This is a genomic window from Nonomuraea sp. NPDC049421 (assembly GCF_040677005.1).
GTDB classification, from domain to species: domain Bacteria; phylum Actinomycetota; class Actinomycetes; order Streptosporangiales; family Streptosporangiaceae; genus Nonomuraea; species Nonomuraea salmonea.
Window position 1 is genome coordinate 224425 of the sequence record NZ_JBFAQA010000009.1, and the last position, 15418, is coordinate 239842.

13 protein-coding genes are annotated in these 15418 nt (G+C 68.6%); 9 read left to right on the forward strand and 4 right to left on the reverse strand.

Annotated elements, in window-relative coordinates:
• Window positions 1-17 precede the first annotated feature (17 nt).
• The 8 genes from AB0K18_RS18080 (at window position 18) to AB0K18_RS18115 (ending at window position 10769) form a co-directional block, all read left to right on the forward strand.
• Window positions 18-1331 (forward strand): extracellular solute-binding protein, encoded by a 1314-nt coding sequence (locus AB0K18_RS18080; protein ID WP_364915219.1) that lies wholly within the window; start codon window positions 18-20, stop codon window positions 1329-1331.
• Window positions 1332-2204 carry a sugar ABC transporter permease gene (locus AB0K18_RS18085; protein ID WP_364915221.1) on the forward strand — a complete coding sequence of 291 codons (873 nt, stop codon included), beginning with the start codon at window positions 1332-1334 and terminating at the stop codon, window positions 2202-2204. It begins immediately after the preceding gene.
• Window positions 2201-3022, forward strand: a complete 822-nt coding sequence (locus AB0K18_RS18090; RefSeq protein ID WP_364915223.1) for a carbohydrate ABC transporter permease — start codon at window positions 2201-2203, stop codon at window positions 3020-3022. Before AB0K18_RS18085 ends, AB0K18_RS18090 begins: the two co-directional genes overlap by 4 nt.
• 13 nt (window positions 3023-3035) lie before the next feature.
• Window positions 3036-5918 carry a glycoside hydrolase family 3 C-terminal domain-containing protein gene (locus tag AB0K18_RS18095; RefSeq protein WP_364915225.1) on the forward strand — a complete coding sequence of 961 codons (2883 nt, stop codon included), beginning with the start codon at window positions 3036-3038 and terminating at the stop codon, window positions 5916-5918.
• Window positions 5919-5963: 45 nt separating this feature from the next.
• Window positions 5964-6719 carry a hypothetical protein gene (locus AB0K18_RS18100; RefSeq protein WP_364915227.1) on the forward strand — a complete coding sequence of 252 codons (756 nt, stop codon included), beginning with the start codon at window positions 5964-5966 and terminating at the stop codon, window positions 6717-6719.
• A 70-nt stretch (window positions 6720-6789) separates the two neighbouring features.
• Window positions 6790-7278, forward strand: a complete 489-nt coding sequence (locus tag AB0K18_RS18105) for a hypothetical protein (RefSeq protein ID WP_364915229.1) — start codon at window positions 6790-6792, stop codon at window positions 7276-7278.
• Window positions 7279-7471: 193 nt separating this feature from the next.
• Complete coding sequence (locus tag AB0K18_RS18110) at window positions 7472-10093, forward strand: cellulose binding domain-containing protein (RefSeq protein ID WP_364915231.1); 2622 nt, start codon at window positions 7472-7474, stop codon at window positions 10091-10093.
• A gap of 226 nt (window positions 10094-10319) precedes the next feature.
• Entirely contained in the window at window positions 10320-10769 is a 450-nt protein-coding gene (locus AB0K18_RS18115) for a hypothetical protein (RefSeq protein WP_364915233.1), read from the forward strand.
• Between the two features lies 1 nt (window position 10770).
• Here AB0K18_RS18115 and AB0K18_RS18120 read toward each other — a convergent pair whose 3' ends face one another.
• On the reverse strand, window positions 10771-11217 hold the full coding sequence (locus AB0K18_RS18120) for a MarR family transcriptional regulator (protein ID WP_364915235.1): 447 nt from the start codon (window positions 11215-11217) through the stop codon (window positions 10771-10773).
• Window positions 11218-11312: 95 nt separating this feature from the next.
• Here AB0K18_RS18120 and AB0K18_RS18125 point away from each other — a divergent pair, with 95 nt between their 5' ends.
• Window positions 11313-11492, forward strand: a complete 180-nt coding sequence (locus AB0K18_RS18125) for a hypothetical protein (protein ID WP_345396182.1) — start codon at window positions 11313-11315, stop codon at window positions 11490-11492.
• Window positions 11493-11501: 9 nt separating this feature from the next.
• Here AB0K18_RS18125 and AB0K18_RS18130 read toward each other — a convergent pair whose 3' ends face one another.
• From AB0K18_RS18130 to AB0K18_RS18140, 3 genes are read right to left on the reverse strand one after another with little or no spacing between them, the layout of a single operon-like run.
• The gene (locus AB0K18_RS18130) at window positions 11502-12425 is read right to left on the reverse strand and encodes a carbohydrate ABC transporter permease (RefSeq protein WP_364915237.1); all 924 of its coding nucleotides are present in this window, start codon (window positions 12423-12425) and stop codon (window positions 11502-11504) included.
• A complete protein-coding gene (locus tag AB0K18_RS18135) occupies window positions 12422-13483 on the reverse strand; it encodes an ABC transporter permease subunit (protein ID WP_364915239.1) in 1062 nt (353 codons plus the stop codon). Before AB0K18_RS18135 ends, AB0K18_RS18130 begins: the two co-directional genes overlap by 4 nt.
• 35 nt (window positions 13484-13518) lie before the next feature.
• Window positions 13519-15162 carry an extracellular solute-binding protein gene (locus AB0K18_RS18140; RefSeq protein ID WP_364915241.1) on the reverse strand — a complete coding sequence of 548 codons (1644 nt, stop codon included), beginning with the start codon at window positions 15160-15162 and terminating at the stop codon, window positions 13519-13521.
• Between the last annotated feature and the right edge of the window lie 256 nt (window positions 15163-15418).

Sequence of the window (15418 nt, forward strand, 5' to 3'; positions counted from 1 at the left end):
CACCCCCTGGAGGGATCATGGTCAGATCACGAGGCGCGGCGGTGCTGGCCGCCGCCGTGCTCGCCCTGTCGGCATTGTCGGCCTGCGGTTCGGGCGGCTCGGAGACCCCCGCCCCTAGCGGCACGGAGCCGCGCGTGCTCAAGCTCTGGCACTACGAGAGCGCCGAGAGCGCGATGGGCAAGGCGTGGGCCGAGGCGATCAAGAAGTTCGAGGCGTCGCATCCGAACGTGCAGGTCGAGTTCGAGGAGAAGGGCTTCGAGCAGATCCAGAAGACGGCGAGCATGGTGCTCAACTCGGACGAGGCGCCCGACCTCATGGAGTACAACAAGGGCAACGCCACGTCGGGGCTGCTGTCGAAGCAGGGCCTGCTGACCGACCTCAGCGAGGAGGCCACCAAGCGCGGCTGGGACAAGCTGCTGCCCGGCGGCCTGCAGACCACCGCCAAGTACGACGAGCGCGGCGTGATGGGCTCCGGCAAGTGGTACGGCGTGCCCAACTACGGCGAGTTCGTGATGGTCTATTACAACAAGGACCTCTTCGCCAAGCACAAGGTCGAGGTGCCGGCCACGTACGAGGAGTTCACCGCCGCGCTGGACACCTTCGTCAAGGCCGGGGTGACCCCGCTCGCCAACGCCGGCGCCGAGTACCCGGCGCAGCAGATCCTCTACCAGCTCGCGCTGACCAAGGCGCAGAAGCCGTGGATGGAGTCGTACCAGCTCTACAAGGGCAAGGTCGACTTCCACGGGCCCGAGTTCACCTACGGGGCCGAGACGTTCGCCGACTGGGTGAAGAAGGGCTACATCGCGAAGAACTCGGCCGGACTCAAGGCCGAGGACATGGGCGTGGCCTTCATGAAGGGCGAGTTCCCCATGGTGATCAGCGGGAGCTGGTGGTACGGCCGCTTCGCCTCGGAGATCAAGGACTTCGAGTGGGGCCACTTCCTGTTCCCCGGCGCCGCCATGTCGCCGGGGTCGAGCGGCAACCTCTGGGTCGTGCCCGAGAACTCCGAGAACAAGGACCTCGCGTACGACTTCATCGACATCACCATGAGCAAGGACATCCAGAACCTGCTCGGCAACTCGGGCGGCGTCCCCGTGGCCGCCGACCCCGGCGCGATCACCGACGAGAAGAGCAAGGAGCTCATCGAGACCTTCAACAAGCTGACCGCCGCCGACGGCCTGGCCTTCTACCCCGACTGGCCCGCGCCCGGCTACTACGACGTGCTGGTGGCCGGCGTCCAGAACCTCATCAACGGCAGCAAGACCCCTGCCCAGGTGCTGGACGAGATCGCCGGGCCGTACGAGGACAACCTCGCCGACCTGGGCAACTAGATGAGCGTACGTACGAGCAGCAGGCGGGGCTACTGGCTCTATCTGGTGCCCAGCCTGCTGCTGTTCCTCGCCGTCATCGTCGTGCCGTTCGTGATGAACGTCGGGGCGAGCTTCACCCGCTGGTCGGGGGTGGGCACGCCGCGCTGGATCGGGTTCGACAACTACACGCGGCTGCTGGCCGACGAGCGGTTCTGGGAGTCGTTCCAGCACAACGTGGGGCTGATCGTGGCGATGGCGATCGTGCCGACCGCGATCGGGCTGGTGCTGGCGGCGGCTCTGTTCGACTACATCGGCAGGAGGTTCGGCACCCGCACGGCCTCGGCGCTGCGCGCGATGTACTACCTGCCGCAGGTGCTGCCGGTGGCGGTGGCGGGCGTGGTGTGGGGCTGGATGCTGCACCCCTCGTACGGCGCCGTCAACCAGATCCTCGGCCTCGACCTCGACTGGCTCGGCGACCCCGACCTGGCGCTGGCCACGGTCATGGGGGTCATGGTGTGGTTCCAGCTCGGCTACCCGGTGGTCATCTTCATGGCCGGGCTGCAGCGGGTGGACCCGTCCTACTACGAGGCGGCCGAGATCGACGGGGCCTCGTGGTGGCGGAAGTTCTGGCACATCACGATCCCGCAGATCCGGCCGGAGATCTTCGTGGTGCTGCTGACGTGCACGATCGCGGCGCTGAAGGTGTTCGGGCCGATCTTCGTGCTGACCAGGGGCGGTCCCGGCAACGCGACGATGGTGCCGTCGTACTTCTCGTACCTGAACTTCTTCCAGAAGAGCAACGTCGGCTACGGCTCGGCGATCGCCACCGTGCTGGCGCTGATCATCATCGTGGTGACGTTCCTGTTCCTGCGGGTGCAGGAGCGTGAGTCATGAGGGGCCCCGGGCGGTGGGCGGTGCTGTTCGCGCTCGTCGTGCTGGCCGTGGTGATGATCTTCCCGTTCGTCATCGTGGCGATGAACGCGATCAAGTCGCCGGCCGAGTACAGCTCGCAGGGGCCGCTGAGCCTGCCCGACGGGCTCTACCTCCAGGGCATCGTGGACTTCTGGAACCGGGCGGAGTTCGGCACCAAGCTCTGGAACAGCTTCCTGATCAGCGCGTCCGTGGCGGTGCTCGCGGTCGTGCTGTCAGTGCTCAACGCGTACGCGCTGGGCATCGGCCGGGTGAAGGGCCGGCTGTGGATCCTCGTGCTGTTCCTGGTGGCCAACACGCTGCCGCAGGAGTCGCTGGCCTACCCGCTGTACTACCTGGCCAAGGCCGCCGGCCTGTACGACACCCAGCTCGCGGTGATCATCGTGATGACCGCGATCCAGGCGGCGTTCGGCACGTACCTGCTGAGCGCGGTGCTGGGCCAGTTCCCGAAGGAGATCCTGGAGGCGGCGGCGATCGACGGCGCGGGGCGGCTGCGCGCGCTGCTGAGGATCGTGGTGCCGATCAGCCGGCCGACGATCAACGTCCTGCTGATCTTCTTCTTCATCTGGACCTGGAACGAGTTCTTCCTGCCGCTCATCTTCCTGATCTCGAACGACACCCAGACCGTGCCGGTGGCGCTCGGGATCCTGCAAGGGGAGCGGTACATGGACGCCACCATGTCCAGCGCGTCGGCACTGCTCGGCGTGCTGCCGGCGGTCGCCTTCTTCCTGATCTTCCAGCGCACGCTGACCCGAGGTGTGACGGTCGGCGCCATCAAGTGATGGAGATTCCAAGATGCGAAAAGTCCCGTTATTAGCCACCCTTGCCCTGGGCGCGTCCCTGCTCGCCGCGCCCGCCCAGGCCGACCCGAGCCACCCCTTCCAGAACCCGGCACTCCCGCTCGACCAGCGGGTCTCCGACCTGCTCGGCCGGCTCACGCTGGACGAGAAGCTCAGCCTGCTGCACCAGTCGCAGCCCGCGATCCCCCGGCTCGGCATCGGCTACCACAAGAACGGCACCGAGGCCCTGCACGGCGTCGCCTGGTCCAACCACCTCGACGACAACTGGAACCAGAAGTTCGCGAGCGGCACGGTGTTCCCGCAGGCCGTGGGCCTGGCCAGCACCTGGGACCCGGAGCTGGTCAAGCGGGTCGGCTCGGCCGTGGGCGACGAGGCGCGCGGCTACAACGCCACCGACCCCGTCCTGTGGGGGCTGCAGGTGTGGGCGCCCGTGGTGGACCTGCTGCGCGACCCCAGGGCCGGCCGCAACGAGGAGGGCTACTCCGAGGACCCGCTGCTGACCGGGGCCATGTCCACCGCGTACGGCAAGGGCCTCCAGGGCGACAACCCCTTCTACCTCAAGACCGCGCCCGTCCTGAAGCACTACCTGGCCTACAACAACGAGACCGACCGCAGCCTCACCTCCTCCAACCTGACGCCCAAGCTCAGGCACGAGTACTACGAGCCGGCGTTCAAGGCGGCGATCTCGGCCGACGCGGCGACCGGGGTGATGGCGTCGTACAACCTGGTCAACGGGCGGCCCAACCACGTCAACCCCGACCTGGACACCGTCGTCAGGTCGTGGACCGGCAAGACGCTCTACAACGTCAGCGACGCCTGGGGGCCGCACGCGCTCACCGACCTGGAGCACTACTACGAGGGCAAGCCCGAGGCGTTCGCGGCCGTGCTCAAGGCCGGGCTCGACAGCTTCACCATCGACGGCAGCGACATCGGGCCGCTGGTCACCAACCTCAGGGCGGCACTCGACCAGGGCCGCATCACCGAGGCGGACGTGGACAAGGCCGTCGGGCGGGTGCTGTCGATCAGGACCAGGCTCGGGCACTTCGACCCGGACGGCGGGCCGTACAGGAAGATCGGCGCCGACGTGATCAACAGCGCCGCCAACCAGAAGCTGAACCGCGTGACCGCGGCGAAGGCGGCCGTGCTGCTGAAGAACTCCGGCGTGCTGCCGCTGGGCAGGCCGAAGTCGGCGGCCGTGGTCGGGCCGCTGGCCGGCAAGCTCTACCGGGACTGGTACTCGGGGCAGCTGCCGTACCAGGTGACGCCGCTCGACGGGATCAAGGAGCGGGTGCCCGGCGTGACGACCGGCGAGGGGCTGGAGCGCATCGCGCTCAAGCACGTCGAGAGCGGCAAGTACCTCACCGCCACCGGCACCGGGCCCGACGACAACGCCGCGCTCACCGACACCGCGCCCACCGCGGCCTCCCAGTGGGACCTGACCGACTGGACCGGCGGCGTCTCCACGCTGCGCAACGCCGGCAACGGCAGGCTGTTCGGCGGCGACTGGCGCTCGCTCGACACCGACGACGCCGAGCCCGACGGCTGGTACGTCTCCCAGCAGTTCGCCCTGGAGAAGCAGCCCGGCGGCGCCTACCTCATCAGGTACGCCGGCTACGAGACGGTCGAGAGCTGGTTCGCGCTGCCCGACGCGTACGTGGGCGTCACCCCTGAGGGCACGCTCGGTCTGGTGCCCAAGGCGCAGGCCGCCGCGTTCGCCAAGGAGGTCGTCTCCGACGGCATCGCCGAGGCCGCGGCGCAGGCCAAGAAGGCGCAGGTCGCGGTCGTGGTGGTGGGCAGCCACCCGTTCGTGGCGGGCCGCGAGTTCCACGACCGCGACACGCTGAAGCTGGGCGAGGGACAGCGGCGGCTGATCGACACCGTGCGCAAGGCCAACCCGCGCACGGTGGTCGTCCTGGAGACCAGTTACCCGGTCACCGTGGACGCACCGACGCTGCTGTGGACCACGCACGCGGGCGCCGAGACCGGGCACGCCATCGCCGACGTGCTGTTCGGCGACGTCAACCCGGGCGGGCGGCTGCCCCAGACCTGGCCGGCCGGCGACGACCTGCCGGACCTGCTGGACTACGACCTGGTCAAGACCGGCATGACGTACCTCTACAACAAGGACAAGCCGCTCTACGCCTTCGGCCACGGCCTCAGCTACACCACGTTCGGCTACCAGGGCCTGCGCGTGCAGGGCGACAAGGTGAGCGTGAAGGTGACCAACACCGGCAAGGTGACCGGCGACGAGGTCGTGCAGCTCTACACCCACCAGCGCGGCTCGCGCTTCGCGCAGCCGGTCAAGCAACTGCGCGGCTTCCAGCGGGTGACGCTCAAGCCGGGGGAGAGCCGTACGGTGAGCTTCCTGTTGAAGAAGGCGGACCTGGCCGTCTGGGACCACACCCGGGGCAAGTGGACGGTCGAGAAGGCCACCCACGACGTGCTCGTCGGCTCCGCCTCCGACCGCATCCGCCAGTCCACGACGCTGCGCGTCTCCGGCGAGACGGTCCCCGTGCGCGACCTCACCAAGCCGACCAGGGCCATGGACTTCGACGACTACGCGGGCGTCGCCTTCGCCGACGCGAGCAAGGTGAGCGGCGAGGTCGTCGAGGGCTCGGCCGGCGACTGGCTGGCCTTCACCCGCGCGTCGTGGGGCTCTCGGCTCACGGCGTCGGTGGCCTCGGCCGGCGGCGGCTCGTTCGAGGTGCGGCGCGGCTCGCCGACCGGCGCGCTGCTCGCGACCGTGCAGGTGCCCGCCACGGGCGGGATCTACCAGTACGCGGACGTGACCGCGACGGCGAAGGCGGGCTCAGGCGACCTGTACGTGGTGTTCAAGGGCGACCTGCGGATCAAGGACTTCGCGTTCACCCGGTCGTGATCAAGGTCCGGCAGACTCTGCGATCTCCCGAAGGAAGGAAACTCCATGCGGAAGATCGCAGGAGCCGCAGTGGCGGCGGCCATGACCGTGTCCATGGCCGCCACCCCCGCCCTCGCCGCCCCGGCCGACCCGGTCAAGGCACTCCAGAAGACGATCAAGCCGGGCAGGGGCGTCAAGTTCCGCGACGCCACGTCCCTGGTGAACGACTCCGGGACCACGACGTTCTTACGGCGCACCGGTAAGTGGCGGTTCGGCGAGAAGGGCATCGCGGCCTCCGACATCACCGCCCAGGTCAAGAAGTACTCGGGCGGCGTCTTCAACCGCCTGTACGCCGTGGACGGCGGCCGTACGATCTGGATCGGCGGGAAGAGCTGGACCACCCACCGGGTCGACGTGTTCAGCCCGGGCGACGGCACGTTCGCCAAGGAGCCCCTGGGCTCGACCGGCTCCTACACGGGCAGCTACGGGCAGCTCGTGAACCCGGCGGAGCCGGCCACGCTGAAGGTCCTGCTCAAGGGCAGGAAGAAGGGCCGCACGTACTCCGGCAAGATCGGTTACGCCACGCTGCGGAAGGTGTCGCCGTGGTTCCGGGCGAGCATGCCCTTCGGCGGCGGGGCGGGGGACGCCGTGCTGACGTACGCGCTCACGCTCGGCCCTGACGATCTGCCGCGCAAGCTCGTCACCTCGCGCCAGGCCGTCGACAACGTGCCCACGGACGGCCGGTTCCAGATGGTGACCACCTACACCGGGTGGGGGTCGAAGGTGAGCGTCGCACCGCCGCCGAAGAACCGGATCCGTTAAGGAGTTGCACTCCTATGGATAGTGGTGTTATCTAATTAGTAGGTAGTAGTGCTATCCAATGGGGGCTCTCGTGACATTGATCGTTCTGCTGGTCGCCACGCTGGCGTTCAGGGGGCTCGGCGCGCTCGGCGTGGGCCGGTTCGGCACGTGGCGGGTGAGCGCGGCCCACGGGCTGGCCGTGATGCTGGTCATGACGGCGAGCGCGCATTTCGTGCCGGCCGGGGTGACCTTCATGCCCAACTACGGGGACATGGTGGCCATGGTGCCGCCGTTCGTGCCGTTCCCCGGGTTCGTGGTGTATCTGACCGGGGTGCTGGAGCTGGCCGGGGCGGCCGGGCTGGTGCTCGCCCGCTTCAGGCGGCCCGCGGGCATCTGCCTGGCGCTGCTGTTCGTCGGGCTGCTGCCGGCCAACATCTACGCCGCCATCGCCGGCACCTCGATCGCCTCGCCGCTGGCCGAGCGGATCCCCGAGCAGCTCGTCTACATCGCGATCGCGCTGTGGGCGGCGCTCGGCGCGCGTTCCGAACGGCCTGTGAACAGCGTTCCTGTCGCTGGTTAATTCGTCGTACGTCCAAACTATTGACCGTCGGTGCGCGGGTGTGTGAGCCTTCTTGAAAAGCTCATGCGCGAAGGCGCGGCGACGGTCAGGGTCTCGCATTCTGCTCGTGCATGGCGGTCATCGACGCCTTTGGTGCGCCCTCCAGCGGGCGCCAGGAAAGGAAGAGCCGCGCATGCGAAAAAGGCTTCTTGTCATGCTCACGGCCGCCGCCGTCCTGCTCATGGCGGCCGTGGTGCGGATGTCACCCGTCTCGGCCGTCGCCTCCGATCCGTACGCGTTCAAGAACGTACGGATCGACGGCGGCGGCTTCGTCCCCGGCATCGTCTTCAACCCGACGGAGCGCAACCTCCTCTACGCCCGCACCGACATCGGCGGCGCGTACCGGTGGAACCAGTCCACCAAGTCCTGGACCCCGCTGCTCGACTGGGTCGGCTGGGACAAGTGGGGCTACAACGGCGTGATCAGCCTGGCCACCGACCCCGTCCAGACCAACCGCGTGTACGCCGCCGTCGGCATGTACACCAACAGCTGGGATCCCAACAACGGCGCCATCCTGCGCTCCACCGACAAGGGCGACACCTGGCAGGCCACGCCGCTGCCGTTCAAGCTGGGCGGCAACATGCCGGGCCGCGGCATGGGCGAGGCGCTGTCGGTCGACCCCAACGACAACCGCGTCCTGTACTTCGGCGCGCCCAACGGCAACGGCCTGTGGCGCAGCACCGACCACGGCGCCACCTGGGCGAAGGTGACGAGCTTCCCCAACGCCGGTGATTACGCCCAGGATCCGAACGACCCCAACGGCTACCTCAGCCACCGGCCCGGCGTCGTCTGGGTGACCTTCGACAAGCGCTCGTCCACCTCGGGCAGCGCCACCAGGACCATCTACGTCGGCGTCGCCGACAAGGAGAACACCGTCTACCGCACCACCGACGGCGGCGCCACCTGGTCGCGCCTGGCCGGGCAGCCGACCGGCTACATCGCCCACAAGGGCGTGCTCGACACGGTCAACGGCTACCTGTACATCGCCACCAGCGACACCGGCGGGCCGTACGACGGGGGCAAGGGCGACGTGTGGCGCTACGCCACCGCCACCGGCGCCTGGACCCAGATCAGCCCCGTGCCGTCGTCCAGCTCCGACGACTACTTCGGCTACAGCGGCCTGACCATCGACCGGCAGAACCCAGAGACGATCATGGTCGCCACGCAGATCTCCTGGTGGCCCGACGTCATCTTCTTCCGCTCCACCGACTCCGGCGCCACCTGGACCCGGGTGTGGGACTGGACCTCCTACCCCGACCGCTCGTTCCGCTACACCATGAACATCTCCGAGAACCCCTGGCTGACCTTCGGCACCAACCCGCAGCCGCCCGAGGTCACGTCCAAGCTCGGCTGGATGACCGAGTCGCTGGAGATCGACCCGTTCGACTCCGACCGGATGATGTACGGCACCGGCGCCACCATCTACGGCACCGAGAACCTCACCCAGTGGGACTCCGGCGGCAAGTTCACGATCCGGCCCATGGCCAGGGGCCTGGAGGAGACCGCCGTCCTCGACCTGATCAGCCCGCCCAGCGGCGCGCCCCTGATCAGCGGCCTCGGCGACATCGCCGGCTTCCGGCACACCGACCTGGACGCCGTCCCGTCCATGATGTTCACCCAGCCGACCTTCACCTCCACGACCAGCCTCGACTACGCCGAGAAGGCGCCGTCGATCATGGTCAGGGCCGGGAACTTCACCGACGCCGACCGTCCGAACGACAGCCACGTCGCCTTCTCCACCGACGGCGGCGCCAACTGGTTCCAGGGCACCGAGCCGGGCGGCGTCAACGAGGGCGGCACGGTCGCCGCGGCGGCCGACGGCTCCCGCTTCGTGTGGGCGCCCAAGGGCGTCACGCCCGTCTACTCCGTCGGGTACGGCAACTCCTGGCAGACCGCGTCCGGCCTGCCCACCGACGCGGTCGTGGAGTCCGACCGGGTCAACCCGATGACGTTCTACGGCCTCAGCGGCGGCCGCCTCTACCGCAGCACCAACGGCGGCGCCACGTTCACCGCCACCGCCGCCACGGGTCTGCCCACGACCGGCAAGTTCAAGGCCGTGCCCGGGGCCGAGGGCGACCTGTGGGTGGCCGGTGAGGGCGGCATCTGGCACTCCACCAACGGCGGGGCTTCCTTCACCAAGCTGTCCGGCATCACGAACGCGGTCAACGTCGGCTTCGGCAAGGCCGCGCCCGGGGCCACCTACCAGGCGGTCTTCGCCGTCGCCACCATCGACGGCGTCACCGGCCTGTACCGCTCGGACGACGGCGGGTCGAGCTGGCTGCGCATCAACGACGACGAGCACCAGTGGGGCAACATGGGCGAGGCGCTGACCGGCGACCCGCGCGTGTACGGCCGGGTCTACCTGGGCACGAACGGCCGCGGCATCATCTACGGCGACCGCACCGGCCCGCCGGTCACCGTCACTCCTACGGTCTCGGTCACCCCGACGGTCTCGGTCACCCCCACCGTCAGCCCGGAAACCGGCTGCACCGCCGCCTACGAGCCCGGCAACTCCTGGCCCGGCGGCTTCCAGGCGAACGTCACCGTCAAGAACACCGGCACCAGCGCCATCTCGGGCTGGAAGGTCACCTGGACCTGGCCGGACAGCCAGCGGGTCACCAACCTGTGGGGCGGCACCCCCACTCAGTCGGGCGCGTCCGTCACGGTGACCAACGCCGGCTACAACGGCAACGTCGGCCCGGGCGCGACCACGTCCTTCGGCTTCAACGCCACAGGAGAAAACACCCGACCCACGGCGACCTGCACCCCCGCATAGGAAGTGACCCTCCGACCGGGCTGAGGTCCTTTGGGGAAGGGGGGTGGGGTCCGCTCCCGGGACCTCGCCCTCCTGCCCGGTTGAGGGCCTTTTGGGGAGGAGAGTGTTGGGCTGAGGTCTTTTGAGGGAGGGGGGTGGGGTCCGGTTGTGGAGCTGGTCCTCCTGTCTGGCTGGGGTGTTTTGGGCAGGAGGGCCTTCTTTGTGGCAAGTGGGTAGTCGAAGGTGCATGCAGACACTCGTCAAAGGGCTCATCGCCGGGGCGGCTGGGACCAGTGCGCTCAATCTCGTCACGTACCTCGACATGGCGGTCAGGGCGCGGGCGGCCAGTAGTACGCCGGCCGAGACCGTGGGGAAGCTGGCCGAGATGGGCGGGGTGGGACTCGGGGAGAAGGAGCAGGCCGAGAACAGGAAGGAGGCGCTCGGGGCGTTGGTGGGGTACGTCACCGGGGCCGGGGCGGCGGTCTGCTACGGGGTGCTCGCGTCAAAGCGGCGGATTCCGTGGCCGGTCGGGGTGCTGGCGTTGACGGCGCTGGCCATGGTCGGGTCGAACGGGCCCATGACGGCGCTCGGGATCACGGATCCGCGTGAGTGGTCCGCGTCCTCCTGGGCGTCCGACGTCGTGCCGCACCTCGCGTACGGCGTGACGGCGTACACCGCGTACGAGCTGATGAAGTGAGTCAGGGGCGGGCGGCTTCGATCACGCGGCTCAGCACCGCGTGCAGGTCCTGGAGCTCGGACAGGCTCATTCCCAGACGGTCGACGATCGCGGGCGGGATCTTCTCGGCCTCGGCCCGCAGCCGCCGCCCCTCGGGAGTCAGGGTGACGACGAGGGAGCGCTCGTCCCTGGCGTTGCGCTCGCGGTTGACGTAACCGAGCGTCTGGAGCCGCTTGAGCAGCGGCGACAGCGTCCCGGCGTCGAGCTGGAGCAGCTCGCCCAGCTCCTTGACCGACAGCGGCTCGTGCTGCCACAGCGCCAGCATGGCGAGATATTGCGGGTGGGTCAGGCCCATGGGCTGCAGCAGCGGCCGGTAGAGGGCGATGACGCTGCGGGAGGCGATGCTGAGGGCGAAGCACACCTGACGGTCCAGCGCGAGGAGATCTGTCGGCTCTGTCACAGGCTCCATGCGGCGGGACCTCCCGGGGCGTCTGATAAATTACTTTGTGTACCAACTAATAGCCCACTAAGGATACCCCTCCCGCCCCTGAAGGGACGTCGCCCGTGTTCCACCGCAAGCCGATCGAGGAGCGCATCGCCGAGCGCCAGGCCAAGCTGCGCCCCTTGGAGGAGGGCAAACACTTCGAGCACGGCCCGGCGAAGTTCGTGTTCGTGTCATTGATCACGATCGTGGTGCTCGTGCACTTCGGTGGCCTGGCCCTGGTCATGCACTTCTACTCCTGACCCGCGGGCTCAGCCCTTGACCGCGCCCACGATCACCCCCTTGGTGAAGTGGCGCTGCACCAGAGGATAGAGGACGAGCGCGGGGATGACCGCGATGACCACGATCGCCATCTTGATGGCCAGGGTGGGCGGCGCGTCCCCCGTCACCCCCGCGGTGGCGGCCGGCAGCGGGTTCGAGTCGACCACGTACTGCCGCAGGATGAGCGCGAGCGGCCACTTGCGGGTGTCGTCGATGTAGAGCATCGCGTTGAACCACGCGTTCCAGTAGCCGACCGCGTAGAACATCGCCACCACCGCCGTGACCGCCTTCGACATCGGCAGCACGATCCTGAACAGGATGCGGAACTCACCGGCCCCGTCGATGCGGGCGCTGTCCAGGATCTCCTTCGGGATGTTCATGAAGAACGAGCGCAGCACCACCACGTTGAACGCCGACACGGCCGTCGGCAGGATCAGCGACCAGTAGCTGTCCTTCAGCCCGAGCCCGCTGACCATCAGATAGACCGGGATGATGCCCGGGAAGAAGACGAACATCAGCAGCACGCTGAACAGCAGCGGCCGATGCAGGAACGAGCCGGGCCGCGACAGCGAGTACGCCCCCAGCACGCTCACCCCGGCGCTGATCAGCGTCCCGGCGACGGTGACGCCGGTGCTGACGAGGATCGCCCGGCTGACCACCGTGTCGGAGAAGATCTGCCGGTACGCCTCGAACGTGATGCCGTCCGGCACCAGCACCAGCCCTCCGGCCGCGGTCACCGTGGCCGACGAGCTGAGGCTGGTGAGCACGATCGTGTAGAGCGGGCCGAGCACGGCCACCAGGATCAGCATCACCAGCGTGCCCTTGCCGAGCTGCCCGGCCGGTGACGGGCGTTCCTCCCAGGGGGCCAGCCGGGCCGGCCGGCCCTTGCCGCGTGCGAAGGTCGAAGCCGTCATGATCGCGAATACACCCCTCGTTCCCCCATGGCGTGCGCGACCCGGTTGGCCGCCAGGATCAGCAGCAGTCCCACCAGGCCCTTGAACAGCCCGGCCGCCGCCCCGTACCCGAGGTCTCCGGTACGCAGGCCCGACCAGTACACGAACGTGTCGAACACCTCGGACGCCTCGCTGCCGACCGCGCTGCGCTGCAGCATGAACTGCTCGAACCCGACGTTCAGCGCGTCGCCCAGGCGCAGGATCAGCAGCAGCACGATCACCGGGCGCAGGCCGGGCAGCGTGATGTGCCACATGCGGCGCCAGCGGCGGGCGCCGTCCACGGCGGCGGCCTCGTACAGGTTGGGATCGATGGTGCTGAGCGCGGCCAGGAAGATGATCGCGCCCCAGCCGGCGTCCTTCCAGATCGTCTGCGAGGTGATGAGCAGGATGAACGTCTCGGAGTTCGTCATCCAGTCCACCGCCTCGCGGCCGTTCTCCCGCAGGATCTGCGCGAGCAGGCCCGCGCCGCCGAACATCTGCTGGAAGATGGCGACGACCAGCACCCAGGAGAAGAAGAACGGCATGTAGACCACGCCCTGCACGAACGCCCGCAGCCGGGCCGAGACGATGCTGTTGAGCAGCAGCGCCAGCATGATCGGCACGGGGAAGTAGAAGATGAGCTGGAACGCCGTGATCGACAGGGTGTTGGTGATCGCGCGCAGGAACTGCGGGTCCTCGAAGAGCAGCGCGAAGTTGGTGAACCCGATGACGGGGCTGCCGAGGATGCCGTCGGTGTACGGGTTGTAGTCCTGGAAGGCGATGACGTTGCCGAGCGCCGGGATCCACCAGAAGGCGACCACGACGAGCAGCATCGGCAGGTTCATCACCAGCAACGGCCAGTCCCTGCGCAGCTTGGCCCGCCACGACAGCCCGCTCGCGGGGTAGGCGGCGGGCGCGCGGCGGCGTAGCGGCCGCTTGACCGTGGCCGTGCCGGGAGCGGTTCCGGGGCTCGTGCTCGTGCTCGTGCCGGCGCCGGCCCCCGAGCCGGTGCCCGCGCCCCCGGTCTTGCCTGTGTCCATGCCCGTGTCTGCGCCCGCGCTCGTCCTCGGCGCCCTCACAGCCGCCCGTTCTCGCGCGCGACCTTCATGTAGAACTCGCGTGCCTCGTTGCCGCCCTGCTCCTGCCAGTCCTTGAGGATCTTCGGCCACTCGGAGATCGGCCGCTTGCCGCGGAAGATCTCCTGCATCTTGTCCTCGGTGGGCGTGACCAGTCCGGCCATCTTCGACGGCCGCTCCACGCGGATGCCCACGAACGGGTCGTTCTCCAGGATCGCGGCCGCCTTGGTCTGCCAGTCCCACATGGACTGCACGAGCCCGTCGTACTGGCTCATCGCGTTGGCGTTGGGCCGGCCGGACAGGAACAGGTAGGTCGGCGCGACCTCCTTGCGGCCGAGCGCGGTCTGCTTGACCTTGCCGTCCTCGACCGTGTAGTGCCTGCCCTCGACGCCGTTGTAGCACAGCTCGTACTCCTGGGTGCCGAACGGCCCCGAGGCCCAGTTCGACAGCGCGAGCAGCTCACGGGTGCGGGCGTCGCCGAGCCCCTTCTTGATGAAGATGAACATGCTGGCGGGCTCGTTGCGCCACATGATGAGCCGCCCGCCGGGCTTGGCCGGGTACGGGTCGACGATCTGCATGTCGAAGTCGGGGTTGTCGGCCTGGAAGCGGCCGAGCGCCTCGTGCCAGGCGCCGAGCCCGTCGCGGTAGACGACGATCTCGCCGCTGCCGAAGATGGCCTTGTTGTCGGCGTCCTTGTTGGCCACGACGTCGGGGTGCACGTGGCCGGCCTCGAAGAGCTTGGTGACGAACTCGATGTGGGCGGCCCACTCCTCGGTCTCGTACTTGTACTCCAGCGTGCCGTCGCTCTTCTTGCGCCACTCGCGCGGCACGCCGAAGGCCCGCTGGATCTCCTGCTCCATGCCGCCGCCGAACGCCCAGCGCTTGCCCTTGGCGTCGGTGATCGCCGCGCCGAGCGTGAGCAGGTCGTCGGCGCTCTTGGGGTGTTCGAGGCCGAGCTTCTTCATGATGTCCTGGCGGACGAACGTGGCGAACGGGTACGGGTCGTTCTGCCACGGGATGCCCTGGAGCACGCCGCCGAAGACGCCGTACTGCCAGGCCGCGGTGTCGTAGTTGGCCAGCAGCGGGAACTCCTTGGCCTTGTCGCCGGCCAGGTAGGGGCCCAGGTCGGCGAAGAGCTTGTTGGCCGCCTCGGTGAAACGGCCGATCTTGATCAGCTCCCACTCCGGGACCATCACCATCTCCGGCACGTCGCCGCTGGCCAGGACGGTGCTGAGCTTCTGCCCGTAGGTGTTGCCGTCGGAGATGTTGAAGCGGACGACGCCGCCGAGCCGCTTGTTGACCTCCTCGTAGTAGGAGTTGCTGCCGAGCCCGGGCGGCACCGTGCCCCACAGCGGCGTCATCGCGGTCACCTCCTTGCCGCTGGTCAGCGGCGGGGTGGTGACGGCCTGCACCATCTGGGCCGGCCGGGTCAGGAAGCCCGCCTGCACGAACTCGGAGGCGGGCAGGTCGGGCTTCAGCCCGGGGATCTCGAACGGCACCCGCGTCGGCACCAGGCTCTTGAGCTTGTCGGCGGCCACGGCCGTGCCCTGGGGCGCCTGTCTCTTCTCGGCGCAGCCCGCCACCAGGACGCTTGCGCCGACCAGGCCGAGGAACGCGCGGCGGGTCGGGTCGGGTGTCGGCATGAGGGGGTCACTCCTCGGGATGGGATGGGATGGGCGCTGGGGCGCGGAACCCCGCTGCCCGCGGTGGACCACGGACCGCGCCCCACCTACAATTAGTTGGTATTTCGACCAAACAAATTAGTAGAGTGTGACTGCAGCCACAAGGGATCGCGACGGTCACAGGTTGGTGCCGATGAGCAACCCGCACGACGGACCGCCGCAGCGGCGGGTCTCCGGTTGGTGGAGAAAGCCGGCGATGCGGCATGCTGGGATCACT

What these genes read in the sequence shown, in the direction of transcription:
- AB0K18_RS18120 (WP_364915235.1), bottom strand. Translation starts at nt 11,217, where the DNA reads ATGGAGCCTGTGACAGAGCCGACAGATCTCCTCGCGCTGGACCGTCAG.
- AB0K18_RS18135 (WP_364915239.1), bottom strand. Translation starts at nt 13,483, where the DNA reads ATGGACACAGGCAAGACCGGGGGCGCGGGCACCGGCTCGGGGGCCGGC.
- AB0K18_RS18085 (WP_364915221.1), top strand. Translation starts at nt 1,332, where the DNA reads ATGAGCGTACGTACGAGCAGCAGGCGGGGCTACTGGCTCTATCTGGTG.
- AB0K18_RS18140 (WP_364915241.1), bottom strand. Translation starts at nt 15,162, where the DNA reads ATGCCGACACCCGACCCGACCCGCCGCGCGTTCCTCGGCCTGGTCGGC.
- AB0K18_RS18100 (WP_364915227.1), top strand. Translation starts at nt 5,964, where the DNA reads ATGCGGAAGATCGCAGGAGCCGCAGTGGCGGCGGCCATGACCGTGTCC.
- AB0K18_RS18095 (WP_364915225.1), top strand. Translation starts at nt 3,036, where the DNA reads ATGCGAAAAGTCCCGTTATTAGCCACCCTTGCCCTGGGCGCGTCCCTG.
- AB0K18_RS18080 (WP_364915219.1), top strand. Translation starts at nt 18, where the DNA reads ATGGTCAGATCACGAGGCGCGGCGGTGCTGGCCGCCGCCGTGCTCGCC.
- AB0K18_RS18130 (WP_364915237.1), bottom strand. Translation starts at nt 12,425, where the DNA reads ATGACGGCTTCGACCTTCGCACGCGGCAAGGGCCGGCCGGCCCGGCTG.
- AB0K18_RS18115 (WP_364915233.1), top strand. Translation starts at nt 10,320, where the DNA reads ATGCAGACACTCGTCAAAGGGCTCATCGCCGGGGCGGCTGGGACCAGT.
- AB0K18_RS18110 (WP_364915231.1), top strand. Translation starts at nt 7,472, where the DNA reads ATGCTCACGGCCGCCGCCGTCCTGCTCATGGCGGCCGTGGTGCGGATG.
- AB0K18_RS18090 (WP_364915223.1), top strand. Translation starts at nt 2,201, where the DNA reads ATGAGGGGCCCCGGGCGGTGGGCGGTGCTGTTCGCGCTCGTCGTGCTG.